The sequence below is a fragment of the Martinezella sp. CNPSo 3957 genome, from assembly GCF_057784395.1.
Genome location: NZ_JBXSOU010000009.1, coordinates 251,057 through 275,608, shown reverse-complemented (window position 1 = coordinate 275,608; position 24,552 = coordinate 251,057). Strand labels below are relative to the sequence as shown.

Annotated in this window: 23 protein-coding genes; 15 read left to right on the top strand and 8 right to left on the bottom strand. The window is 59.6% G+C overall.

From position 1 onward, the window contains the following. The first annotated feature begins 4 nt into the window (after positions 1-4). From AC13QE_RS21740 to AC13QE_RS21730, 3 genes are all read left to right on the top strand, one after another. On the top strand, positions 5-796 hold the full coding sequence (locus AC13QE_RS21740) for a heme ABC transporter ATP-binding protein (RefSeq protein ID WP_488485194.1): 792 nt from the start codon (positions 5-7) through the stop codon (positions 794-796). A 164-nt stretch (positions 797-960) separates the two neighbouring features. Next, positions 961-1,311, top strand: a complete 351-nt coding sequence (locus AC13QE_RS21735; RefSeq protein ID WP_015340813.1) for a glycine zipper domain-containing protein — start codon at positions 961-963, stop codon at positions 1,309-1,311. Positions 1,312-1,320: 9 nt separating this feature from the next. Further along, on the top strand, positions 1,321-1,725 hold the full coding sequence (locus AC13QE_RS21730; protein ID WP_112334891.1) for a hypothetical protein: 405 nt from the start codon (positions 1,321-1,323) through the stop codon (positions 1,723-1,725). Positions 1,726-1,957: 232 nt separating this feature from the next. Here AC13QE_RS21730 and AC13QE_RS21725 read toward each other — a convergent pair whose 3' ends face one another. Together AC13QE_RS21725 and AC13QE_RS21720 are read right to left on the bottom strand one after the other, a co-directional pair. Continuing rightward, positions 1,958-2,509, bottom strand: coding sequence for an RNA polymerase sigma factor (locus tag AC13QE_RS21725; RefSeq protein WP_112334892.1), 552 nt, complete (start codon positions 2,507-2,509; stop codon positions 1,958-1,960). An 11-nt stretch (positions 2,510-2,520) separates the two neighbouring features. Beyond that, positions 2,521-2,727: a NepR family anti-sigma factor gene (locus tag AC13QE_RS21720; RefSeq protein ID WP_112334893.1), complete on the bottom strand. Its 207-nt coding sequence runs from the start codon at positions 2,725-2,727 to the stop codon at positions 2,521-2,523. Positions 2,728-2,986: 259 nt separating this feature from the next. On the opposite strand from AC13QE_RS21720, the gene AC13QE_RS21715 reads away from it, so the two are divergent. The 4 genes from AC13QE_RS21715 (at position 2,987) to preA (ending at position 8,127) form a co-directional block, all read left to right on the top strand. Then, positions 2,987-3,781 (top strand): response regulator, encoded by a 795-nt coding sequence (locus AC13QE_RS21715; RefSeq protein ID WP_015340816.1) that lies wholly within the window; start codon positions 2,987-2,989, stop codon positions 3,779-3,781. Between the two features lie 147 nt (positions 3,782-3,928). Continuing rightward, a complete protein-coding gene (locus tag AC13QE_RS21710; RefSeq protein WP_488485193.1) occupies positions 3,929-4,960 on the top strand; it encodes a sensor histidine kinase in 1,032 nt (343 codons plus the stop codon). Positions 4,961-5,441: 481 nt separating this feature from the next. After that, positions 5,442-6,800, top strand: coding sequence for an NAD(P)-dependent oxidoreductase (locus AC13QE_RS21705; RefSeq protein WP_488485192.1), 1,359 nt, complete (start codon positions 5,442-5,444; stop codon positions 6,798-6,800). A gap of 13 nt (positions 6,801-6,813) precedes the next feature. Then, positions 6,814-8,127, top strand: a complete 1,314-nt coding sequence (gene preA, locus AC13QE_RS21700) for an NAD-dependent dihydropyrimidine dehydrogenase subunit PreA (protein WP_488485191.1) — start codon at positions 6,814-6,816, stop codon at positions 8,125-8,127. 148 nt (positions 8,128-8,275) lie between these two features. Here the strand turns inward: preA and AC13QE_RS21695 are convergent, their stop codons facing one another. Then, positions 8,276-8,920 (bottom strand): TetR family transcriptional regulator C-terminal domain-containing protein, encoded by a 645-nt coding sequence (locus tag AC13QE_RS21695; RefSeq protein WP_015340820.1) that lies wholly within the window; start codon positions 8,918-8,920, stop codon positions 8,276-8,278. Positions 8,921-9,228: 308 nt separating this feature from the next. Between AC13QE_RS21695 and AC13QE_RS21690 the strand changes: the two genes are divergently transcribed. Both AC13QE_RS21690 and hydA read left to right on the top strand, forming a co-directional pair. Continuing rightward, the gene (locus AC13QE_RS21690) at positions 9,229-10,482 is read left to right on the top strand and encodes a Zn-dependent hydrolase (protein ID WP_488485190.1); all 1,254 of its coding nucleotides are present in this window, start codon (positions 9,229-9,231) and stop codon (positions 10,480-10,482) included. Between the two features lie 48 nt (positions 10,483-10,530). Beyond that, complete coding sequence (hydA, locus tag AC13QE_RS21685) at positions 10,531-11,985, top strand: dihydropyrimidinase (RefSeq protein WP_488485189.1); 1,455 nt, start codon at positions 10,531-10,533, stop codon at positions 11,983-11,985. A gap of 135 nt (positions 11,986-12,120) precedes the next feature. Here hydA and AC13QE_RS21680 read toward each other — a convergent pair whose 3' ends face one another. After that, positions 12,121-12,534: a cupin domain-containing protein gene (locus tag AC13QE_RS21680; RefSeq protein WP_132717330.1), complete on the bottom strand. Its 414-nt coding sequence runs from the start codon at positions 12,532-12,534 to the stop codon at positions 12,121-12,123. A gap of 124 nt (positions 12,535-12,658) precedes the next feature. Between AC13QE_RS21680 and AC13QE_RS21675 the strand changes: the two genes are divergently transcribed. The 6 genes from AC13QE_RS21675 to AC13QE_RS21650 all read left to right on the top strand — a co-directional run bounded on the left by AC13QE_RS21675 (position 12,659) and on the right by AC13QE_RS21650 (position 21,585). Beyond that, entirely contained in the window at positions 12,659-13,450 is a 792-nt protein-coding gene (locus AC13QE_RS21675) for an ABC transporter ATP-binding protein (protein WP_132717331.1), read from the top strand. A 72-nt stretch (positions 13,451-13,522) separates the two neighbouring features. Next, positions 13,523-14,410 (top strand): ABC transporter permease, encoded by an 888-nt coding sequence (locus AC13QE_RS21670; RefSeq protein WP_132717332.1) that lies wholly within the window; start codon positions 13,523-13,525, stop codon positions 14,408-14,410. After that, positions 14,407-15,540, top strand: coding sequence for an ABC transporter permease (locus AC13QE_RS21665; protein ID WP_488485188.1), 1,134 nt, complete (start codon positions 14,407-14,409; stop codon positions 15,538-15,540). The genes AC13QE_RS21670 and AC13QE_RS21665 overlap by 4 nt, the downstream gene beginning before the upstream one ends. Before the next feature lie 55 nt (positions 15,541-15,595). Next, a complete protein-coding gene (locus AC13QE_RS21660) occupies positions 15,596-16,564 on the top strand; it encodes an ABC transporter substrate-binding protein (protein WP_488485187.1) in 969 nt (322 codons plus the stop codon). 495 nt (positions 16,565-17,059) lie between these two features. Next, complete coding sequence (locus tag AC13QE_RS21655; RefSeq protein ID WP_488485186.1) at positions 17,060-18,250, top strand: efflux RND transporter periplasmic adaptor subunit; 1,191 nt, start codon at positions 17,060-17,062, stop codon at positions 18,248-18,250. A gap of 14 nt (positions 18,251-18,264) precedes the next feature. Then, positions 18,265-21,585 (top strand): efflux RND transporter permease subunit, encoded by a 3,321-nt coding sequence (locus AC13QE_RS21650; RefSeq protein WP_488485185.1) that lies wholly within the window; start codon positions 18,265-18,267, stop codon positions 21,583-21,585. Between the two features lie 38 nt (positions 21,586-21,623). Here the strand turns inward: AC13QE_RS21650 and ureG are convergent, their stop codons facing one another. The 4 genes from ureG to AC13QE_RS21630 form a co-directional block, all read right to left on the bottom strand. Continuing rightward, complete coding sequence (ureG, locus tag AC13QE_RS21645; RefSeq protein ID WP_132717337.1) at positions 21,624-22,235, bottom strand: urease accessory protein UreG; 612 nt, start codon at positions 22,233-22,235, stop codon at positions 21,624-21,626. Between the two features lie 106 nt (positions 22,236-22,341). Continuing rightward, positions 22,342-23,028, bottom strand: coding sequence for an urease accessory protein UreF (locus AC13QE_RS21640; RefSeq protein WP_488485219.1), 687 nt, complete (start codon positions 23,026-23,028; stop codon positions 22,342-22,344). Positions 23,029-23,034: 6 nt separating this feature from the next. Beyond that, the gene (ureE, locus tag AC13QE_RS21635) at positions 23,035-23,535 is read right to left on the bottom strand and encodes an urease accessory protein UreE (protein WP_112411496.1); all 501 of its coding nucleotides are present in this window, start codon (positions 23,533-23,535) and stop codon (positions 23,035-23,037) included. 77 nt (positions 23,536-23,612) lie between these two features. Then, the gene (locus tag AC13QE_RS21630; RefSeq protein ID WP_488485184.1) at positions 23,613-24,473 is read right to left on the bottom strand and encodes a GGDEF domain-containing protein; all 861 of its coding nucleotides are present in this window, start codon (positions 24,471-24,473) and stop codon (positions 23,613-23,615) included. Between the last annotated feature and the right edge of the window lie 79 nt (positions 24,474-24,552).

The following is a 24,552-nucleotide window of genomic DNA, read 5'->3' as shown; positions in this document are numbered from 1 at the left end:
TGCGATGATCGACGTTTCCAATCTGAGCGTCCGGCTTGCCGGCAAACCGGTCGTTGAGGACATATCCTTCACGGCCGAGGCCGGAACGCTAACGGCAATCTGCGGGCCGAACGGTTCCGGCAAGACCACGACCATGAAAGCCATTTCCGGCGAACTCGCCTATCGCGGCAGCGCCCGAATGAACGGCACTGAGATTGCCGGCCTCAAGGCCTGGCAACTTGCCGAAATGCGGGGCGTGCTGCCGCAGGCAAGCTCGATCTCCTTCCCTTTTACGGTCCGCGAGATTGTCCGCATGGGCCTGACAAGCGGCCGCAACCGTCATCCGGAGCAGGCTGACCGCACCGCGACAGAGGCGCTCGTCGCCGTCGATCTCGACGGCTTCGAAGGGCGCTTCTATCAGGAGCTTTCCGGCGGCGAACAGCAACGCGTGCAGCTCGCCCGGGTGCTCTGTCAGATTTCCGAGCCCACCATAGACGGCAGGCCATGCTGGCTGCTTCTCGATGAGCCGGTCTCCAGCCTCGACATCAGCCATCAGCTCACCATCATGACGCTAGCCCGGCAATTCTGCCGGCGTGGCGGCGGGGTCGTTGCCGTCATGCATGACCTCAATCTCACTGCACTTTTTGCCGATCGGATGGTTCTGCTGAAGAACGGCCGGCTGCAGGCGAAGGGTTCAGTCAAGGAGGTGCTGACCGATCGGCATCTTCAGGACGTATTCGGCTGCAACTTGCAGGTCAATCGCGTTCCGGCCGATGGTGCTCCATTCGTCCTCGCACACAGCGCGCTCGACGGCTGAGAACTCCCGATCCGGCGGCTTCTGGAACCTTTTGTTGCATCCGCGCGTTGAGAGCGAGTGATCGGAAACGATGTTCCGAACACTATCGGTGTGTCAAAAGACCTCCGATTATCGCGAATAAGAGGTGCCTTCGGGCGCCGAAGCAAAGCGAAAGGGAGCTGAACATGGCTACATCCATCCTTCATTCGGCGCGCGGCAAGCGTAATGGCAGCAGCCTGCATGATGTCGAGGCAAGCATCGAAGATCAAATCGAGTCGCTGCGCGAAGAAGTTGCAGCCTTTGCCAAGCTGATCGGTGAAAGCGGCGCGAGGCATGGTAAGAAATTGCGCGCGACCGCCGAATCCAATTTGGACGATCTGACGGTTCGCGGCGAGGAGCTGCTGCGCGATCTGCAGCGCGGCTATACGAGAGGTTCGCGCGAAGTGCGCAGGACCGTGCGTCAGCATCCCGTCGCCACCATCGGCGCGGCGGCTGCATTCGGCCTGGCCGTCGCTCTGCTTCTGTCTCGCCGCTAGGGTGGCGGGATGATCGCCCCGATTCTCGGCCTGCTCCTGTCAGGCACATTCAACCGCACCGTTGCGCGAACCAAGCGCAACGGTATTTTCATCGTGATCGCGGCTCTCCTCCTTCTGACGGCCTATGCCTTCGCGCTTATAGCGGCAGCCATCTGGCTGGCAACGATCTATGGCGGGGCGGTTTCTGCCCTGCTGATTGCCGCAGGTGCCCTGCTGCTAGGGCTGATCGTCCTCGTCATTATGGCCATCATCAATCAGCAGGAGAAACGGCAGGCCCGAGAACGTTTGCTGGCGATGGAATCGATGGCGGCAGCAGCGCTCGGCCTCGTGCGCAAGCAACCGCTAATGACTGCGGCCATCGCCGCCGCTCTTCTCTTCGGAAATCTGTTCGGCGCGCGCGACGAAGACGATTGATCCGACATTTCCAAATCGACAAACGCCGCAAAGCGAAATCGTCGCCTTGCCGGGAACTTGGCGCGAAGCTCGTGAAGCCATAAATAAGTTGTAACAATAAAAGGCCCGGTCGATAGCGCCGGGCCTTTTCTTAGAGCATTTCCGCTTTTCTTCGAATCGCGAAAACGCTCTATCTTCTTGTTTTTACGCAGTTCCGGACGCAAAACCGCTTCGCACTTTTGCTGGAACTGCTTTAGAAAGCGAATGCCTTTGATGTCAGCGGTGCCGAGGTGGCGTCCGGACCAAAATCTGCCTCGCCGGAAATATCCAGCAATTCCTGCAGGCGCTGGCGCGCGCGATTGACGCGGCTCTTGATGGTGCCGACCGCGCAGCCGCAAATCTCGGCAGCTTCCTCATAGGAAAATCCCGACGCCCCCACAAGGATGATGGCTTCGCGCTGATCCGGCGGCAGCTGATCCAGGGCCTTGCGGAAGTCCTGTAGGTCGACAGCGCCATATTGCGGCGGGTGCGTCGCCATCGATTCCGTGAACACGCCGTCGCTGTCCTGCACCTCACGGCCGCTCTTGCGCATCTGGCTGTAAAGCTCGTTGCGCAGGATGGTGAAGAGCCAGGCCTTCATGTTGGTGCCCATTTCGAAATGATCCTGCTTGGCCCACGCCTTCATGATCGTATCTTGGACAAGATCATCCGCCCGGTCGTGACGGCCGGTCAGCGAAATGGCGAAGGCCCGGAGGCTCGGAAGGGCTGCGAGAAGTTCGCGCTTGAAGCTCGTTTGCGTTTCCATGGCGCGCCCTCCTATTCGGAGACCTTTGCCGAGGCCATGCTTTCCGCCCGATCGAGCTTCTCTAAGAGGTCGAGAAAGCGATCGGGAATAGCCTCATCCTGCACGGCGGCATAAAACGAGCGCAATCGGTTGCCGATCTGGTTATTGGGATCGAGGATATCCACCGCGCGCAGGTCCGATGTCTTCTTGTCTGCGTCCTCGTGATTCTGGATAGTCATTTAACCTGCTCGCTTTTCACTTTTCTCGCGTTCATGGATAAGACGCCCTAATCTCCCGTCCGGAAGACCGATCGACCCCAATCAAAACAATGCCTAACGAATCGTAAAGGTTGAAGTCCACTGATTGTAAGCATTGTAATGCGACTGCCTAAAAAAAGTTCCGACAAAGAGGAACTTTTTTACTCAACTGACGTTTTCTTAGTTGTTGCGGCCTTTAGGCTGTATTTAATTAGAATGTTATAAAAGGCGGGAGCCATTGATGACACTTTCCACACGCATTGCGCCGCACCTTCCTTACTTGCGGCGCTATTCACGTGCCTTGACCGGAACGCAGACGTCGGGGGACGCCTATGTTGCTGCGGTTTTGGAAGCCATCATCGCCGACATATCCATCTTTCCGGACACGGACAGCGATCGTGTCGCACTCTATAAACTGTTCACCAAGCTGTTCGGTTCCGTAACACTTCAGATTACTGAACCGGCCTCTCCCTTTGCCTGGGAACAGCGCGCCACCGTGAACCTCTCCAAGGTTTCGCCGCTCGCACGACAGGCATTCCTGCTTGCCTCCGTTGAAAGTTTCCGCCTCGGCGAGATCGCCGATATCCTCGACGTTTCGGAAAGCGACGCGATGCACCTGCTTGACACTGCCTCCCAGGAAATCTCCCGCCAGGTGGCGACTGATATCATGATCATCGAGGACGAACCGCTGATCGCGATGGATATCGAGCAGATGGTGGAAAGCCTCGGCCATCGCGTCACCGGCATCGCCCGTACACACGCGGAAGCAGTCGCGCTCTACAATGCAACGAAACCGAGCATGGTGCTTGCCGACATCCAACTTGCCGACGGCAGCTCCGGCATCGATGCCGTCAACGACATCCTCAAGACTGCCAGCATCCCGGTGATCTTTATCACCGCCTTCCCGGAGCGGCTGCTCACGGGCGAACGGCCGGAGCCGACATTCCTTGTGACCAAGCCTTTCAATCCAGACATGGTGAAGGCCCTCATCAGCCAGGCACTGTTCTTTAACGAAACCACAAAGGTGGCTGCCTGATTCAAGTGAAACCCCTACGGCGGAACAAAGACCCTGACCGGGCGTTTGTGTGCGAAGCGGCCGGTTTACCGACTATTATCCGGGATGATTCTATAGGTCGGTTCAGGTTGTTACGAGTGGGAACGCCCTATCGGCGGGGTTCCCGAAATGCGTGTGAAAGGCAAGCCGGTGAATACGTCTGAACCATTACCCGGCGCGCCTTTAAGTTTGGAAGGCAAGGCCGCTCTGATGGAGCGGGCGCTTGCGAGCGCCAGTGTGTCCGTCCTGTTTCAGGATGTAAATCTCTTGATCCGTTATGCCGACAATCTGCCGGATCATCTGCAGCCGTCTGTCGTCATAGGCGGGAATGATTCACATCTCTTCGGCGAAAAGGACGGCGAGCATCTTTCCCGATTGAAGCGCGGCGTACTCGACAGCGGCAGGCCGGCAACCGCCGAGGTCGAGATCGCCAGCGGCGACGGCATACGCATCTATGAACTAAAAATGGAGCGAGTCGGCGGGCGCAAGCCACAAGGCGTGCTGTCGGTCATCTCGGAGATCACCGAAAGCCGCCACCGCGAGAAAGTGCTGAAGTCGCTGCTGCGCGAATTGTCGCACCGCTCCAAGAACCTGCTCGCCATCATTCAGGGCATCGCCACGCAGACCGCCCGCCACACGCTTTCCGTCGATAATTTCCTGATCAAGTTCCGCGGCCGCCTGCAATCCCTGTCGAATTCGCAGGATCTCATCACCGATTCCAGCTGGCGGGGCGCCTATCTCTTCGAACTGGCGGAAAAGCAGTTCGCACCCTATTGGCCCGATGCCGGCGTTCCCATGCCGATCTATGGCATCAACGCTCATCTGACGCCCAATGCGGCCGTGCATCTGGGCCTTGCTCTGCATGAGCTCATCGTCAATTCCGCATCTCACGGCGCCATCTCGACCGGTGCAACCAGCATCACGCTGAACTGCAGGGAAGCCGAACTCGACGGCAAGAAGGCGATCGAAGTGGCATGGTCGGAACGATTCTACACACCCTCCGATCACGAGTTCGAAGACAACAGCTTTAGCCGAACGGTGCTTGAGCGCGTCGTACCGACATCCATGAACGGCCGCGCCGACTTCGCCATTGACGACGGAAGCATCGGCTATCGGATCACCATTCCCGAAACTGAATATGAAATCCTGAGACGCCGCTAAGGCTGATAACAGCGACAAAATAAAACAGCCAGTGCGAGGGCGACGCACTGGCTGCTTTGCACTCATCGGGAGGGGACCGTGAGTAAAAGTCCTGAGACGTATTGGGCGTGCATCGGGAGATGCGATCATCGTCAGGACACCGACATAACGATGCTGCACGGCCTTGGTTCCATGCAGACCCAAAAAAATTCATCGGTCTTTTACATTTCAGCGCGACCGCAGAGATGACGCTTATCGGCCCATAGGCGGGTGCTCGTCATCCTCATCGCACCCCGATCTCTATGCGCCCCGGCTCCATGAAAGTAAAAAATCTATTTAAATCATATGCTTAAAGCAATGATCTGGCGCCCTCCTGAGTTAGTCCGTCCAGGCTGAAGAATACCAAGCGGCACGCTTTGCCTCCAAAATTTTACCATTTGATAAATTTTTTAAGCTGAGTTACCGTTCCAGTACTAGCCGTTTACTATAAGAGGGAACTTCAATGGGACGACTGGAAACTGGGATTCATAAAGGCAGGCTCACGCCCGCCGAATATGATGCAAACTTTTCCGATCTTCATCCGCGCCTCACCAAGCATGAGGCGCTGGTCGCATCCGACCGCTGTTATTTCTGCTACGACGCGCCGTGCATGACGGCCTGTCCCACCTCCATCGACATTCCGATGTTCATCCGCCAGATCTCGACGGGTAATCCGATCGGCTCTGCCAAGACGATCTTCGATCAGAACATCCTCGGCGGCATGTGCGCCCGCGTCTGTCCCACCGAACAGCTCTGCGAGCAGGCTTGCGTACGCAACACTGCCGAAGAGCGCCCGGTCGAGATCGGCCGGCTGCAGCGCTACGCAACCGACACGGCGATGGCTGAAAACAAGCAGTTCTATTCGCGCGCCGCTTCAACCGGCAAGAAGATCGCCGTCATCGGCGCCGGCCCGGCAGGCCTCGCCTGCGCCCACCGCCTCGCGGTCAACGGCCATGACGTCACCATTTTCGACGCCCGAGAAAAGGCCGGCGGCCTCAACGAATACGGCATCGCCACCTATAAGGCGGTAGACGATTTCGCTCAGAAGGAAGTCGATTACGTGCTTGCGATCGGCGGCATCGAGGTGAAGAACGGCCAGGCGCTCGGCCGCGATTTCAGCCTTTCCGACCTCTCTCAGCAATATGACGCCGTCTTCCTTGGCCTCGGCCTTGCCGGCGTCAACGCGCTCCGTGCCGAAGGCGAGGATCTCGATGGTGTCGCCGATGCGGTTGCCTATATCGCCGACCTTCGTCAGGCCGGCAACAAAGCCGATATTGCCATCGGCCGCCGCGTCGTCGTTCTCGGCGGCGGCATGACCGCAATCGACGCGGCTGTGCAGGCAAAACTGCTTGGCGCCGAAGAAGTGACGATCTGCTATCGCCGCGGCAAGGAACACATGAATGCCTCGGAATTCGAGCAGGACTTGGCCGCCTCCAAGGGCGTCATCATCCGTCATTGGCTCGCCCCGAAGCGCATCCTCGACAAGGACGGCAAAGTCGCCGGTATCGAGGTGGAATATACCGAGCTGCGTGACGGCAAGCTCGTTGGTACCGGCGATGTCGGCGTCATCGCCGCCGACCAGATTTTCAAGGCGATCGGCCAGACGTTCGAAGCCTCAGGCCTCGGCGCGCTGCGTATGGAATCCGGCCGCATCGCCATTGATGGCGAAGGCCGAACCTCGATCGAAGGCGTATGGGCCGGCGGCGACTGCGTGCTTGGCGGCGATGACCTGACGGTCTCGGCCGTGGCACAGGGTCGCGACGCGGCCGAATCCATCAACCGTGCGCTCGCTGCCGCCAAGGCGGCCGCTGCAGTCGCCTGAAAGGAGAACCGACATGGCAGATCTCCGCAATAATTTCGTTGGTATCAAATCCCCAAACCCGTTCTGGCTGGCTTCCGCGCCGCCGACCGACAAGGCCTACAACGTCGAGCGCGCTTTCAAGGCGGGCTGGGGCGGCGTAGTCTGGAAGACGCTCGGCGAAGAAGGCCCACCTGTCGTCAACGTCAACGGCCCGCGCTACGGCGCGATCTGGGGCGCCGACCGCCGTCTGCTCGGCCTCAATAACATCGAGCTGATCACCGACCGCGACCTCTACACCAACCTGCGCGAAATGAAGCAGGTGAAGATGAACTGGCCGGATCGCGCGCTCATCGCCTCGATCATGGTGCCCTGTGAGGAACAGGCTTGGAAGGCGATCCTGCCGCTAGTCGAGGAAACCGGCGCCGACGGCATCGAGCTCAATTTCGGCTGTCCCCACGGCATGTCCGAACGCGGCATGGGTTCCGCAGTCGGACAGGTGCCGGAATATATCGAAATGGTCGTGCGCTGGTGCAAGCAATACACGCGCATGCCGGTCATCACCAAGCTGACGCCGAATATCACCGATATCCGCAAGCCCGCTCGCGCCGCCAAGGCCGGCGGCACGGATGCGGTCTCGCTGATCAACACGATCAACTCGATCGTCTCGGTCGACCTCGACAATTTCGCTCCGAACCCGACTGTCGGCGGCAAGGGCAGCCACGGCGGCTATTGCGGCCCGGCCGTCAAGCCGATCGCGCTCAACATGGTGGCCGAAATCGCCCGCGATCCGGAAACCTACGGCCTACCGATATCGGGTATCGGCGGCATCACCACCTGGCGCGATGCGGCGGAATTCCTGGTGCTCGGCGCCGGCAACGTGCAGGTGTGCACGGCGGCCATGACCTACGGCTTCAAGATCGTCGAGGAGATGATCACGGGCCTTTCCGACTGGATGGACGAGAAGGGGCATCGCAACCTGGACGATGTTATCGCTCGCGCCGTACCGAATGTCTCCGACTGGCAATATCTGAACCTCAACTACATCGCCAAAGCGAAGATCGACCAGGACGCCTGCATCAAGTGCGGCCGCTGTCACATCGCCTGCGAGGACACCTCGCACCAGGCGATCACCAACTTCGTCGATGGCGTCAGGCGCTTCGAGGTGATGGAAGAGGAATGCGTCGGCTGCAATCTCTGCGTCAATGTCTGCCCCGTCGAGAACTGCATCACCATGGAAGAACTGCCGGCAGGCAGCCTCGACAAGCGCACCGGCAAGGTCGTTGACCCGAACTACGCCAACTGGACGACCCATCCGAACAATCCGATGGCTCGCCAGGCGGCGGAATAATAACGGTAAAGTCCGCAAGCATTCAAAAGGCGGTCGCGGCTTACAGCGGCCGCCTTTTTCGTAACCAAGGTCCGTCGGGTCGAATTAGGGAACTTTAACTCGTTCACCTGCGATATGCAGCGCTATGCTTCCGGGATCGCGCCGCCGCTTAGCTATGACGAATCCGAAGCCCGTCAACGAAAAGCTGTTCCAGATAGCGGGCGGCATCCTCGAAGCGCCCCTCGCCCGAATGCTCGTCACCAAGAACGGCGCGCACCTGTACGTCGAAATCCGCGTAATGCTGCGTGGTCGACCAGATCGAAAAGATCAGGTGATAGGGATCGCATTTGGCGATCTTGCCGGCCTTCGCCCAGGCACGGATAACTTCCACCTTCTCGTCGACGAGGGCCTTCAGAGGTCCGCGCAGCTCGTCCTCCACATGCGGCGCGCCCTGCAGCATTTCATTGGCAAAAAGCCGGCTTTCGCGCGGAAAATCCCGAGCCATCTCAAGCTTGCGGCGGATATAGGAGCGGATTTCGCTTTCGGGATTGCCGTTGGCATCGAAAGCGCGCAGCGGCTCCAGCCAGGTAAACAGCACCCGGTCGATCAAGGCCCGATGCATCGCCTCCTTGGTACGGAAATAATAAAGGAGATTGGGCTTCGACATGCCGGCGACTTCGGCGATCTGGTCGATGGTCGAGCCACGAAAACCGCTGACGGAAAATACGTCGAGCGCGGCTTCCAGTATGATTTCCTCTTTCTCTTCCTGAATACGGGTGCGACGCTGCGTCCTGGCGGCTCTGGGGATGGCCATATCTGCTCTGTTTCTCCTTGAAATCCAAGCCTTTCGGCCGTTCCCTCATTCACCCTGTCGATGCATCGGATTTCGGCAATCGCCTGAAATTTTATCGGAATTTTTCGTGCTTTTCGTCTTGAGCCGCGCCACGGAAGTTGTAATGTTTACCAATCGGTCAAATTATCTGTCAGATGTCTTCTAAAGGCAACTGGCGATTTCCGGGCAAGAAAAACAAGACGACGCTCCGGAATTTGAAATAAGACCAACGGGAACAATTTCGGGCATGCACCTTGCGTGCCCCAGGACAAACAGGTGAGGATTGCATCATGGTGGCAGCGCCAGGAGAAAACATGCGTATCAATGGCGATCGCCTTTGGGATACGCTGATGGACATGGCGAAAATCGGCCCCGGCATTGCCGGCGGCAACAATCGCCAAACGCTGACCGATGCCGATGCCGAAGGACGCAGCCTTTTCAAGACCTGGTGCGACAAGGCCGGCCTGACGGTCGGCGTCGACAAGATGGGCACCATGTTCGCCACCCGCGCCGGCACCGACCCGGCTGCGCTCCCCGTCTATGTCGGTTCGCATCTCGACACCCAGCCGACAGGCGGCAAGTATGACGGTGTACTTGGCGTGCTCGCAGCGCTCGAAGTCGTCCGCACGATGAACGACCTCGGCATCAAGACCAAGCACCCGATCGTCGTCACCAACTGGGCCAACGAGGAAGGGGCGCGCTTTGCACCCGCGATGCTCGCCTCCGGCGTCTTTGCCGGCGTGCACACATTGGACTATGCCTATGGCCGCAAGGATCCGGACGGCAAGACCTACGGCGAAGAGCTGAAGCGCATCGGCTGGCTGGGCGACGAAGAAGTCGGCGCCCGCAGGATGCATGCCTATTTCGAATATCACATCGAGCAGGGCCCGATCCTCGAAGCCGAAGAGAAGACCATCGGCGTCGTCACGCACTGTCAGGGCCTCTGGTGGCTGGAATTCACGCTGACCGGCAAGGAAGCGCATACCGGCTCGACGCCGATGAATCTGCGCGTCAATGCCGGCCTTGCCATGTCGCGGATCATCGAGATGGTGCAGAGCGTCGCGATGGAAAACCAGCCGGGTGCCGTCGGCGGCGTCGGCCAGGTCTTCTTCTCGCCGAATTCGCGCAACGTCCTACCGGGCAAGGTGGTCTTCACCGTCGACATCCGCACGCCCGATAAGGAAAAACTCGATCGCATGCGTGCCAAGATCGAAGCCGAAGGCAAGAAGATCGCCGATGCCCTCGGTGTCGGCTGCACGGTCGAAGCCATCGGCCATTTCGAACCGGTAACCTTCGATCCGAAGCTCGTCACTTCCGTGCGCAACGCGGCCGAGAAACTCGGCTACAGCCATATGAACATCATCTCCGGCGCCGGTCACGATGCCTGCTGGGCTGCCAAGGTCGCCCCCGCCACCATGGTCATGTGCCCTTGCGTTGGCGGCCTCTCGCACAACGAGGCGGAAGAAATATCCAAGGAATGGGCGACCGCCGGCGCGGATGTGCTGTTCCACGCAGTCGTCGAGACGGCGGAGATCGTGGCTTGACGGCCACGATTCCCAGCATCGGAACCTAACACATCTGGAGCATGCGCCATGAGCACAGTCATCAAGGGTGGAACCATCGTCACGGCCGACCTGACCTATAAGGCGGACGTGAAGGTCGAAGGCGGCAAGATCGTCGAAATCGGGCAGAATCTCTCGGGCAGCGAAGTGCTCGATGCCTCCGGCTGTTATGTGATGCCCGGCGGCATCGATCCGCACACGCATCTCGAAATGCCGTTCATGGGAACCTATTCCTCCGACAACTTCGAGAGCGGCACCCGCGCTGCCCTTGCCGGCGGCACGACCATGGTCGTCGACTTCGCGCTCCCCTCACCCGGCCAGTCGCTGCTCGAGGCGCTGACCATGTGGGACAACAAGTCCACCCGCGCCACCTGCGACTATTCCTTCCACATGGCGATCACCTGGTGGGGCGAACAGGTTTTCAACGAGATGGAAGCCATCGTCCGCGACAAGGGCATCAACACCTTCAAGCATTTCATGGCCTATAAGGGCGCGCTGATGGTGGATGACGACGAGATGTTCTCTTCCTTCCAGCGCTGTGCCGAACTTGGTGCCCTGCCGCTCGTTCACGCCGAAAACGGCGATGTGGTCGCGCAGATGCAGGCAAAGCTGCTGGCCGAAGGCAATAACGGTCCGGAGGCGCATGCCTACTCCCGCCCGGCCGAGGTCGAAGGTGAGGCAACGAACCGGGCCATCATGATCGCCGACATGGCCGGTTCGCCCGTCTACATCGTCCATACCTCTTGCGAACAGGCGCACGAAGCCATCCGCCGCGCCCGTCAGAAGGGCATGCGTGTCTATGGCGAGCCGTTGATCCAGCACCTGACGCTCGACGAAAGCGAATATGCCAATCCGGATTGGGACCATGCCGCCCGCCGCGTCATGTCGCCGCCCTTCCGTAACAAGCAACATCAGGACAGCCTCTGGGCCGGCCTTGCCTCCGGCTCGCTGCAGGTGGTCGCGACCGACCACTGCGCCTTTACCACCGAGCAGAAGCGCTTCGGCCTCAACGACTTCACCAAGATCCCGAACGGCACCGGAGGCCTTGAGGATCGCCTGCCGATGCTCTGGACCTACGGCGTCAACACCGGCCGCCTGACGATGAACGAATTCGTCGCCGTCACATCGACCAACATCGCCAAGATCCTCAACATCTATCCGAAGAAGGGCGCGATCCTTGTCGGCGCCGATGCCGATATCGTCGTCTGGGATCCGAAGCGCTCGAAGACCATTGCCGCCAAGACGCAGCAGTCGGCGATCGACTACAATGTCTTCGAGGGCAAGGAAGTAACCGGCCTGCCGCGTTATACGCTGACGCGGGGCGTGGTCGCCATCGAGGAAGGCACGGTGAAGACGAAGGAGGGCCATGGCGAGTTCGTCAGGCGCGATCCCTTCACCGCCGTCAACCGCGCGCTTTCGACCTGGAAAGAGGTCACCGCGCCGCGCAAGGTGCAGCGCAGCGGCATCCCCGCCAGCGGGGTATGACGCTTGGGCACGGCGCTTCGGCTCATCGGCCGCCTAGAGCAATTCCAGGAAAACTGCGTAGCGGTTTTCCGTCCGGAATTTCGTAAAAACAAAGAGATAGAGCATTTTCGCGATTCGAAGAAAAGCGAAACGGCTCTAGCGCGGCACGTACAGCTCCAGATCCGGCAGCAGGACGACGCTTTCCTGCTCGTTGGGGTCGGTGCGGGCGATAACCGCCGTCGCCGGCCGGTCGCTGAGATTGGCCGGAAGATGCGGAACGCCGGCCGGAATATAAAACATCTCACCCTCTCGCACGATGACGTGCTCTTCCAGCCGTTCGCCGAACCAGCAATGCGTCTCCCCGGAAATCGCGTAGATCGCCGTCTCATGCGAGGCGTGGAGATGCGCCTTGGCGCGGGCGCCGGGCGGAATCGTCAGGAGATGCATGCAGATCCCCGTCGAGCCCACTGTCTCGGCGGCAATCCCTTCGAAATAGCTGAAGCCCTGCTTTCCGGCATAGGTGTTGCCGGGCCGCACGACATGGCAGGTGGGCTTCGATGAGACATTCATGGCATTGCTCCCCTCGGTGCAGCAGCCACAAGGCGCCCTCGCCTCTCCGGACTGCGGCAATGCCAGACAGGATAACACGCAATCCGCCTCAAACATGCGGCGAAAACAGGACTGGTAGGTGTTAATGACGTCATCCGCTTCCTCCGTCGTCTCCGCGCGGAATCTCTGTCTCACCTACGATACGAATGACGGGCCGGTGCATGCGTTAAGCAATGTCGATCTCGATGTTCGCAAGGGCGATTTCGTCTCCTTCATCGGCCCCTCCGGCTGCGGCAAGACCACCTTTCTGCGGGTGATTGCCGATCTCGAGCGAAAGACCTCGGGCGATATCAGCGTCAACGGCATGTCGCCGGAAGACGCCCGCAAGGCCCGCGCCTACGGTTATGTCTTTCAGGCCGCAGCCCTCTATCCTTGGCGCACGATCGAGAAGAACATCGCTTTGCCGCTTGAGATCATGGGTTATGACAAGCAAGAGCAGGCCAAGCGCATCGCGCGGACGCTGGAACTGGTCAATCTCAACGGCTTCGAGCACAAGTTCCCCTGGCAGCTTTCAGGCGGTATGCAACAGCGTGCCTCGATCGCCCGCGCGCTGGCCTTCGATGCCGACCTGCTATTGATGGATGAGCCCTTCGGCGCGCTGGACGAAATCGTCCGCGATCACCTGAACGAACAGCTTCTGAAACTCTGGAAGCAGACGAACAAGACCATCTGCTTCGTCACCCACTCCATTCCGGAAGCGGTTTATCTCTCGACGAAGATCGTGGTCATGTCGCCTCGCCCGGGCCGCGTCACCGATGTCATCGAATCGACGCTTCCGGCAGAGCGGCCACTCGATATTCGCGAAACGCCGGAATTCCTGGAAATCGCTCACCGCGTCCGGGAAGGACTGAGAGCGGGGCACAGCTATGAGGAATAGGATGATGGATAGCTCCGTCGCGCGACGGCCCCTCACCCTAAACCTGTCCCCGTGCACGGGGAGGGCATGAACATGGAAAAGGAACAGTTCTTCAAGCACAAGTTCCTGCCGGTCACAACGATCGTCCTGGCGATCATCCTGCTCTGGTATGTCTTCGCCGTCGCTCTCAACGCACCGTTCCAACGCGATATGGATCGGCGCGGAAACGTGACGCCGACGATGGTGGAATTCATCGGCAAAACCCTCGCCCAGCCCAAGCCCATCCTGCCGGCACCGCATCAAGTGGCGCAGAATGTCTTCGAAAACACTTTTCTTCGCGCCCTGACCAGCAATCGAAGCCTCGTTTACAATGCCTGGGTGACCCTGTCCTCCACGGCTGTCGGCTTCGCATTCGGGACGATCCTGGGCATCCTCATTGCCGTCGGCATCGTCCATGTCGTCGCCCTCGATCGCAGCCTCATGCCGTGGATCATCGCGTCACAGACGATCCCGATCCTTGCCATCGCGCCTATGGTCGTCGTCGTATTGGGCTCCATCGGTGTGACCGGCCTTATCCCGAAGGCGCTGGTCTCGACCTACCTATCCTTCTTTCCCGTCGCCGTCGGCATGGTGAAGGGATTGCGCTCGCCAGAGGTCATGCATCTCGATCTGATGCGCACCTATAATGCCAGCGCGATGCAGACTTTCTGGAAGCTGCGCATCCCCGCATCCGTCCCATTCCTCTTCACCTCGATGAAGGTTGCGATTGCGGCCAGCCTGACCGGAACGATCGTCGGCGAGCTGCCGACGGGCGCGGTCGCCGGCATCGGTGCGAAATTGCTCGCCGGCTCCTATCAGAGCCTTACAATCGAAATCTGGGCGGCACTCGTGGCCGGCTCGATCCTCGCCGCAGTGCTTATCGCCATGGTCAGCATTATCGCGCGGATCGTCGATCGTGCAATGGGGGGCCGGCCAGCATGAAGACCTTCCATTTTTCCTGGCAATGCATCCTCGCATTGCTCCTCTGTCTTGCGGCAATCGCGACGCTACCATTGTTTTCAGCCGATACCGCGGCCCCTGTCAGCAGCGGCACGACCTTCGTCATTTTCATTCTCATCGCCGGTGCAGCCACTATTTCATTGACGAATTTGTCGGCGGACCTCGGTGCCGCTATTCTCTTCTTTGCCGCTCACGCCGCCGCATGGCTGCTGCTTTCCGGACTATCGGGCAACGAAGGCAATGCGGAGGCAGCGTTTTTCATTCTGCTCGCGGCTGCTTGGCTGCTCGCCTGGCGTTGCGTCTCCATCCTCTCCGGCGTTCCCGCGCATTCGTCAGCCGGCAGCTATATGCTGCGATTGCTGATCCCTGCGATTTTCGGCGCCTGGATCATCATTGTCTGGGAGGCGGTGACGCGCGGCGCCGGCATACCTTTCATCCTCCTGCCACCGCCAAGCGCAATCGGCGCCCGCATTGCCGGTTCCGTCTCGACGCTGTGGATCGATGTGCAGCAGACGATCTTTCGATCGGTCCTGATAGGCTACACCATCGGCTGCGCCAGCGGCTTCATCGTCGCCATTCTCGCAGACCGCTTCGCCTTCCTGCGCCGGGGCTTACTGCCGATTGGCAACCTGGTCTCGGCCCTGCCGATCATCGGCATCGCACCGATCATGGTCATGTGGTTCGGCTTCGACTGGCAGTCCAAGGCAGCCGTCGTCGTCGTCATGACCTTCTTCCCGATGCTGGTGAATACGGTGACGGGCCTTGCTGCCGCCGGCAACATGGAACGCGACCTGATGCGCACCTACGCATCGGGCTACTGGCAGACACTCTTCAAGCTGCGGCTTCCGGCCGCCGCGCCCTTTATTTTCAACGCGCTGAAGATCAACTCGACCCTGGCTCTGATTGGTGCCATCGTGGCGGAGTTCTTCGGCACGCCCATGTCGGGCATGGGCTTTCGCATTTCAACCGAAAATGGCCGGTTGAACCTCGATATGGTCTGGGCTGAGATCGCAGTGGCCGCGATCTCCGGCTCGGTCTTTTACGGCATCGTCGCCATCATCGAACGAATGGTGACGTTCTGGCATCCGTCTATCCGTGGTGGGCAGGCGTAATCCAGGATCTCTTCAAAGGGATCGAGGCATAACTTCAGAGGGAAAGGGTGAAGACATGAAAAAAATAATGTTTGCATTGATGGCAAGTGCCATGACGCTTGCCGCCACCCAGGGCGCGATGGCGGCGGATAAATTGACGCTGCAGCTGAAATGGGTAGCCCAGGCTCAGTTCGGCGGCTATTTCGTCGCCAAGGACAAAGGCTTCTACAAGGAAGAAGGTCTCGATGTCGATATCAAGGCGGGCGGCCCTGATATCGCTCCGGAACAGGTGATCGCCGGCGGCGGCGCCGATGTCATCGTCGACTGGATGGGCGGTGCGCTGGTTGCCCGCGAAAAAGGCGTGCCGCTCATCAACATCGCGCAGCCCTTCGAAAAATCCGGTCTGGAGCTGATCTGCCCGAAGGATGGCCCGGTCAAGACGGAGAAGGATTTCAAGGGGCATACCCTCGGCGTCTGGTTCTACGGCAACGAATATCCCTTCTTCGCCTGGATGCACAAACTCGGCCTGAAGACCGACGGCGGCAAGGATGGCGTCAACGTTCTGAAGCAGAGCTTCGACGTTCAGCCCCTGGTCCAGAAGCAGGCCGACTGCATCTCCGTCATGACCTATAACGAGTACTGGCAGGCGATCGATGCCGGCTTCAAGGCCGAGGACTTGACCGTCTTCAACTATACCAAGCTCGGCAACGACCTTCTGGAAGACGGCCTCTACGTCAAGGAAGACAAGCTGAAGGATGCGAAATTCAAGGCCGATATGGTGAAGTTCGTCCGCGCTTCGCTGAAGGGCTGGAAATATGCCGTCGAGCATCCGGACGAAGCCGCCGAAATCGTCATGGACAATGGCGGCCAGGATGAAAACCATCAGAAGCGCATGGCAGGCGAAGTCGCCAAGCTCATCGGCAACGGTAAGCTCGACATGAAGACTTACGATCGTACGGTCGAAGCCTTGCTCAATCAGAAGATCATCAGCAAGAAGCCATCCGGCGCCTATACGCATGAGATCACGGACGCTGCTTTGAAATAATATTAGATCATCTCAAACCATCGAACGCGCGAGGTTGCCGGCCTCGCGCGTTTTTTTTTCATTTTGTAACAGCAGCCACAAAAGGCTGGCTTTCTCGCAGGAATTGCCTGAAAAGCCTTCGCCTATCAATTATTCGAATGCTGACATCACAATGCCGTGATTGCTTCGCATGGTTGTAGACGATAGAAATGCCCGCGAAATCATTTTCTCGTGATCTTGCGAGAATTGGAAACTGCTCCCATCTACAAGGGCGATTTTAGGATGAGGACCTGCAAGGCATGACAGACGGATATTACAGCGCCGCGCGACAAATATGACGCGCAAAGGTCGCTGTAACACTTTAAATCTGCTGCATAATTTTATCCTTAGATCGATTCGATTTAAGGAATTATGCAGTCATTCGCCGGGGAAGCCGGCTCGCATGCAGTGATCTCCCGTGCTCGCGACGGAAAACAGCGAAATCCCTTTGACCAATGCCGAACTGGAACCGGACGCATGGCCTTCACGCCGTTTAGACTTCTGAGCACGACTGCCATTCTGCTTTCCCTGCTGGCCGCTCCCGCTGCCATGGCAGAGCAGGCTGCCGTTACCACGCCGAAGCAAAATTTGCCCGCAATCGTCATCACCACAGCCGCAATGCGCCACCTGACCGACAAGGTCGTCGCGACCGGCACGGTAAAGGCCGTCGAAGAGGTCTACATCCAGCCGCAGGTGGACGGTCTCTCGATCCGCTCTCTCAACGCAGATGTAGGCGACAAGGTGACGGCGAACAGCACACTTGCCACGCTGAACGACGACGCGCTGGTCCTGCAGAAGAGCCAAATGCAGGCGACGCGGGCCAAAGGCGAGGCAAGCCTGGCACAATTGCACGCACAGCTCGCCGAAGCCCGCGCCAACGCCGAAGAGGCCGAATTGCAGCGCGTGCGCGCCGTTGCCATGGGCGCCAAAGGCACCATGTCGACCTCCTCGGTAGAGCAGGCCAATGCTTCGGCTGCCGCCAACAAGGCGCGCGTGGTCTCCGCCGAACAGGCGATCGCCGTTGCGGAGGCCGATCTCAAGGTCACGGATAGTCAGATCGCCGATACGGATCTGAAACTTGCCCGCACCGGCATCAAAACCCCGGTGGCAGGCACCGTCGCATCGCGCGATGCCCGTGTGGGGGCTATCGCGAACGGTAACGGCGACCCGCTCTTCACCATCATCCGCGACAGCCAACTCGAACTGGTGGTCGATGTCTCCGAGAGTGATATCACCAAGATCACGATCGGCCAGAAGGCGGCCATCGCGCTTTCCGGCAGCCGCGAGAAGCTTGCCGGAACTGTCCGTCTCGTCGCCCCGATCGTTGACCCCGTCACCCGCCTCGGCGCGGTGCATATCACGATCGACGATGGCGAGAAGGCGCGCGCCGGCATGTATGGCAGCGCCGAGATCATCATTCGCCAGGAAGATAGCGTCGCCCTGCCACTCACGGCCGTCAATAGCGAGGAAAACGGCTCGTCCGTCCGCAAGGTCGAGAATGGCGTGGTCAAGTTCGTGACTGTCGAGACAGGCATTCAGGACGCTGGCTATGTCGAGATCCTCAAAGGCCTGAAAGCGGGCGATGACGTCGTCGCCAAGGCCGGTGCCTATGTTCGCGATGGCGACCATATCACCCCTGTGCGCGACGCGTCGCAAGCCTCCAACTGAGCGAGAACGGCAAGATGAACTTCTCCGCCTGGTCCATTCGAAATCCGGTCGCCCCGCTCCTCGGCTTCTTCCTGCTGATGGTGGTAGGCGCGCACGCCTTCTTCAATCTGCCCATCACCCGCTTCCCGAACATCGACGTGCCGATCGTCAATGTCACCGTGACGCAGAGCGGCGCCTCGCCCGCCGAGCTCGAAATGCAGGTGACGAAGGAGATCGAAGACGCCGTCGCCAGCATCAACGGCATCGATGAAATCCAATCCACCGTCACGGACGGCCAATCGCAGACCGTCGTCGTCTTCCGCCTGGAAGTGCCGACCGAGCAGGCCGTTCAGGATACCAAGGATGCGATCGACCGCATCCGCGGCAATCTGCCGTCGACCATCGACGAGCCGATCGTCTCCAAGGTCGATGTCGTCGGCCAAGCGATTCAGAGCTTTGCCGTATCCTCGCCGAACATGACGCTTGAGGAGCTGTCCTGGTACGTGGACGATACGGTCAAGCGCGCGCTGCAGGGCAAGGCAGGCATCGGCCGCGTCGACCGCTATGGCGGCGCCGACCGTGAAGTGCGCATCGAGCTCGATCCGAACAAGCTGAACGCCTATGGCATAACAGCGCTTTCGGTGAGCCAGCAGCTTCGCGGCACCAATATCGATCTCGGCTCCGGCCGCGGCCAAGTTGCCGGCAGTGAGCAGGCAATCCGCGTGCTCGGCGACGCCCGCAATGTCGCCCAGCTCGCCGATACGACGATCGCTCTGACCAACGGCCGCTTCGTCAAGCTCTCCGATCTCGGCGCCATCAAGGACACTTATCAGGAACCGAAGTCCTTTTCGCGCTTCAACAGCGCCCCCGTTGTCACCTTCGGCGTATTCCGCGCCAAGGGCGCCAGCGAGGTGACGGTCGCAAAGACAGTGGCCGACACGCTCGACAAGGTGCGTGCCGAGAACCCGAACGTTTCGATCGAGATGATCGACGACTCCGTCTACTACACCTATGGTAACTATGAATCGGCGATGCACACGCTGATCGAAGGCGCCATACTGGCCGTCATCGTCGTCTTCCTGTTCCTGCGGAACTGGCGCGCAACGCTGATATCGGCGGTTGCTCTGCCGCTCTCCGCGATCCCGACATTCTGGATCATGAACCAGATCGGCTTCTCGCTGAACCTCGTCAGCTTCCTGGCATTGACGCTGGCGACCGGTATTCTCGTCGACGACGCCATCGTCGAAATCGAGAACATTGCCCGCCACATCAAGATGGGCAAGACGCCCTATCGCGCTGCCATCGATGCTGCAGACGAAATCGGTCTTGCAGTTATCGCGACGACCTTCACCATCATCGCGGTCTTTGTGCCGGTCTCCTTCATGCCGGGCATTCCGGGCCAGTACTTCATTCAGTTCGGTCTGACGGTCGCCTTCTCGGTGTTCTTCTCGCTGCTCGTAGCGCGTCTGATCACGCCGATGATGGCCGCCTATCTGATGCGCGCCGAAGATGGCGTCGACGATCATCACGACAATGACGGCCGCTTCATGCGTGGCTATAGCTGGCTGGTGCGGCTGACGACGAAGAAGTGGTACACACGTTATCCGACGCTGCTTGCCGCCTTCGCCTTCTCGATCGCCTCGGTCTTCGCTCTCATCATGTTCGTTCCCGGCAGCTTCATCCCGCCGGAAGACGCCTCGCGTATCGTTCTGTCGGCAGAACTGCCGCCGAACGCCCGGCTCGATGATACCGAACAGGCAACCAACGAAATCTATCGGCGCGTGAAAAGCATAGATGGTGTCGAAAGCGTCTTCGTGCTCGGCGGCGCCTCGCCGAAGGGCGATCTGGAACTGCGCCGCGCCACTGTAACGCTGACACTCGGCAAGCTCGATCAGTCGCTGGTGAAGAAGCTGGTGAACGACGTCCTCGGCTCGCTCCCTGTCATCGGCCCTCACCTGCCGAAGGTCACCGTCCACGGGCGCATACGCCCGCAATGGGACATCGAGAAGGAAGTCTTTGCAAAGCTGAGCTCCATTCCCGACGTCCGCATCACCAAGCTGAACGATCGTGGCGACCGCGACCTGACCTATAACTTCCTCTCGCGCAGCGAGAAGGATCTCAACCAGGCAGTCGGCATCCTGGAAGCCAAGCTGCGTACCGACCCGGCGCTCGCCAATGTCAGCGCTGACGGCGCCCTGCCGCGGCCTGAACTGCAGATCTATCCGCGCAAAGACGAGGCCGCGCGCCTCGGCATCACGCCGCAGATGATTTCCGACACGATCCGCGTTGCCACCATCGGCGACATCGACGCTTCGCTCGCGAAGATCTCGCTCGACGACCGCCAGATTCCGATCCGCGTTCAGGCCTCGCTCGGCATGCGCCGAGACCTGGCGGCGATCCGCGCCTTGCGTATCAAGACTGCCACCGGCAACACCGTACCTCTGTCGAGCGTGGCCGACATCGACTATTCCGAAGGCCTGTCGTCCATCAAGCGCAACAATCGCTTCCGCGTCGTCGCCATCGGCGCCGACCTGCCGCAAGGTGTGGCATTGGATACGGCATCCGAGCATTTCCTCGAAATCGTCAACAACGCCAAGATCCCGGCAACCGTGCATTTGGCGGAAAGCGGCGATACAAAAGTCCAGAAGGAAATGCAGCAGAGCTTCGGCAACGCCATGCTGCTCGGCCTCATGCTTGTTCTGACCGTGCTGATCCTGCTGTTCAAGGATGTGATCCAGCCCTTCACCATTCTGCTCTCGCTGCCACTAGCGATCGGCGGCGTGGCACTGGCCTTGATCATAACCGGCAACGCGCTGTCCATGCCCGTCATGATCGGCATTCTGATGCTGATGGGTATCGTGACGAAGAACGCTATTCTGCTGGTCGATTTCGCCATCGAGATGATGCATCAGGGCATGCCGCGGCTGGAAGCCGTCGTCGAGGCTGGCCGCAAGCGTGCCCGTCCGATTATCATGACCTCGATTGCCATGTCGGCCGGCATGTTGCCATCTGCCCTCGGCGTCGGCGAAGGCGGCTCCTTCCGCGCACCGATGGCGATTGCCGTGATCGGCGGCATCATCGTTTCCACGGTGCTCAGCCTGGTGGTCGTGCCGTCCTTCTTCCTCATCATGGACGACTTGTCCCGCCTGCTCGGCTATCTCTTCGGCAGACTTGTCGGCAGGAAGGATGTGGATGACGAGGTCATCACCAAGGAAGGCTTGGCCGTCGCCGTCAATGAAAACCGCCAGTCGCTCGCCAATCTGGAAGAGCGGCTTGAAACCATCGAGAACAAAGACGGCAGAAGCAGATCCGTGGGTACGAATGTCCTAAAGCTGCCGCCCTTCGCGGCAGAATAAATCAGTCGCAGCGGATATGGAAATAAGGACGGGGTGGCTCAAAGGCCGCCCTGTTCCTTTAGGAAATCGACGATCTTGCTAACCCCGTCGCCGCGCTTCATGTCTGAAAACACGAAGGGGCGAGCTTGGCGCATCCGGGTCGCATCACGGTCCATCACCTCGAGATCGACATCGACGAAGGGCGCCAGATCCTTCTTGTTGATGACCAGAAGGTCGGATTTGGTGATGCCGGGACCGCCCTTGCGCGGAATCTCCTCTCCCTGACACACCGAGATCACATAGATGGTGATATCGGCAAGATCGGGTGAAAAGGTTGCAGCCAGATTGTCGCCGCCGGATTCTATGAAGACGACGTCAAGGTCGGGGAGACGCTCGTTGAGGCTGGCGATAGCCTGCAGATTAATCGTCGCATCCTCGCGGATGGCCGTGTGCGGGCAGCCACCGGTTTCGACGCCGACGATACGATCCGACGGCAGCGCCTGCATCCGCACCAGCGCTTCCGCATCCTCGGTCGTATAGATGTCGTTGGTAACGACGGCGACGGAATAGTCCTCACGCATCGCCTTGCACAACTTCTCCGTCAGCGCCGTCTTGCCGGAACCGACGGGGCCGCCGATCCCAACGCGCAAGGGTCCATGTCTCGATTTCATGCTCGCAACTCCGATAAAGTGATAGCATAGCGAAGCGTCGGGCGGCCGCACAGCGGCGAATGACGTAGGCGATGCCTCAATTTCAATATCTTCCTGGTGACGCCCATCATGACCTGAAGAGCCGCGTGCTCTGGGTTTCGTGCCGCAAGCTCGCAATATCCGCCTGCACGGTCGCAGCTCCGAGATCCTCAAGGCTGGATTGGGCGGCGCGTCGCGCGACATCCGCAAAGAGACCTTCACGTCGCGCCAGAATGGCAACTCCATCTTTTTGCCCGCTGACGCCGAGGCGAATGCCGGCGGATACCATCTGCGAGGCCAGCGCATGCAGGAAGGCGGCAACCGCCTTCTCGGCGGCGATGCCATGCGCGCCTGCGATGGCACCAACAGCAATCGGATAGGCCGTCTTTGCCGGGAGCATGGAAAAGATCGCATGCGGCCAGGCGGCTGCGGCCGAAAGAAAGGCATCTCCCAGCAGCATGGTCTCGTTATGGCGCTCCTTCGAACCGGCCAGTGCCTCGGCAAGCTCCGCAACGGCCGCAAGCCGCGGCCCATCCGCGTCAGCCCGATGCGCCTCGACTAGCAGCACCGCATCATTCCAAGCGGAGCCATGCTCAATGAGCGCAGCAATCCACTCGCTGAGGCCGGAGCTGTCGCGCACCAGGCCGTCATGTACCGCACGCTCCAGGCCGCCGGAATAGGCGAACGATCCTACGGGAAACGCCGGCGACAGCCATGCCATCAGCCGCAGCAACGCCTGCAGGTCGCCATCGTCCGAAACCGCAGTGTTGGTCATCACGGTTCAATCGTGCGAATGGTGGTGATGATCCTGGCCAGGATGATGGTGGTCGTGGCCATGCGAATGGTTGCCATGGGAGTGATAGGCGCCGCGTGCCGGCTGGAAAGGCTCGCTGACTTCCGTCACAGTCGCACCCAACCCTTCGAGCATAGCGCGGATCACATGATCGCGCAGGATCAGGATACGCTCTTCCTCAATCTGAGCGGAAAGATGCCGGTTGCCGAGATGCCAGGCAAGTTCGATCAGATGTAGGCGGTCGCGTGGGCGGATTTCGAAAAGCTTTTCGTCTGCGGCAACGATCTCGATCAACTCGCCATCCTCGCGCACCAGCAGATCGCCGCTCGCAAACAGCACCGGCTCCTTGAGGTCGAGCATGACCATCTCGCCATTTTCAAGATGCAGGAGCTTGCGGCGCAGATGCCTGAGATCATGCGGCAGGACGACACGATCGATCGGATTGGAGGAAGGGGTGCCGGCCGGCAGATAGGAAGTGACGCGTAGCATGGCTGTTCCAATTTATACTTTGGCAGACCATGCAAAATTGTCGCCGCCCGCGCAAGCATCAATGACGTGTGGAAGCCTCACATCCGCTGCACATAGCGTTGCAGTTCCCTGACATCCGTCGTTGCCACCTGCTCCTGCTCGGAGGCGCAACGATTCCAGACCTGCGACAGACGCTCGCGCTCGTGCATGACACGGTTGCGGCCAAGCGTCTTGGCAAGATAAAGCGCCTTATCGGCGGCGGCATAGACGGCCTCCGCCTTACGATCCCCGCCGATGTCGGCAATCCCGGCGGAAATGGTGATCTTCACCGACCCGCCTTCAATGGCGATCGACTGTTCGGCGATCTGCTCCTTGATCTCCTCAACGCGCGCGATACGCTCGGCCGTATCGCCGCCATGGATGATGACGCCGAACTCCTCACCGCCAAGTCGCGCAATCACGTCTTCTCCGGTGAAGGCACCCGAAAATAGCCGCGACACCGCAACGATCACCGCATCACCGGATGCATGCCCGAAACGATCGTTGATCGCCTTGAACCGATCCAGATCGAAGATAACAAGCGAGGCACCGTCTTCGGCCATATTCAACGCCTCGGTAAAGGCACGGCGGTTGAGCAGACCGGACAGCATGTCGGTGCGGCTCAACCGCTCGAATTCGGCATGGGAGACCGCGAGCCTGTGGATGGAAAAACCTACCAGGACCGCAAGCGCGCCGGACACGGTGCCGCCGATGATCCATGCCAGCAAGACACCAAAGCGCATCGCCTCGAAAATCGGCACCGGCAGAAGATCAAGCCATTGCATCACGAAAAGCAGCACCAGGATGAAGGCAAGCGACATGATGACCGCGACAAAACTCATCTTAAGCGCGAAAATAAAAATCGCACGTCGCTGCTGAAAGTTACCGAGTTCGGCCTGCAGCGAAATCCATTGCTTCATGCGATTCACCTTCCTCAGCCCACTATTTCCATCATGTGAGATAGGGGTGAAGACGCTTCCAGGTCTTTAATGGAATGAT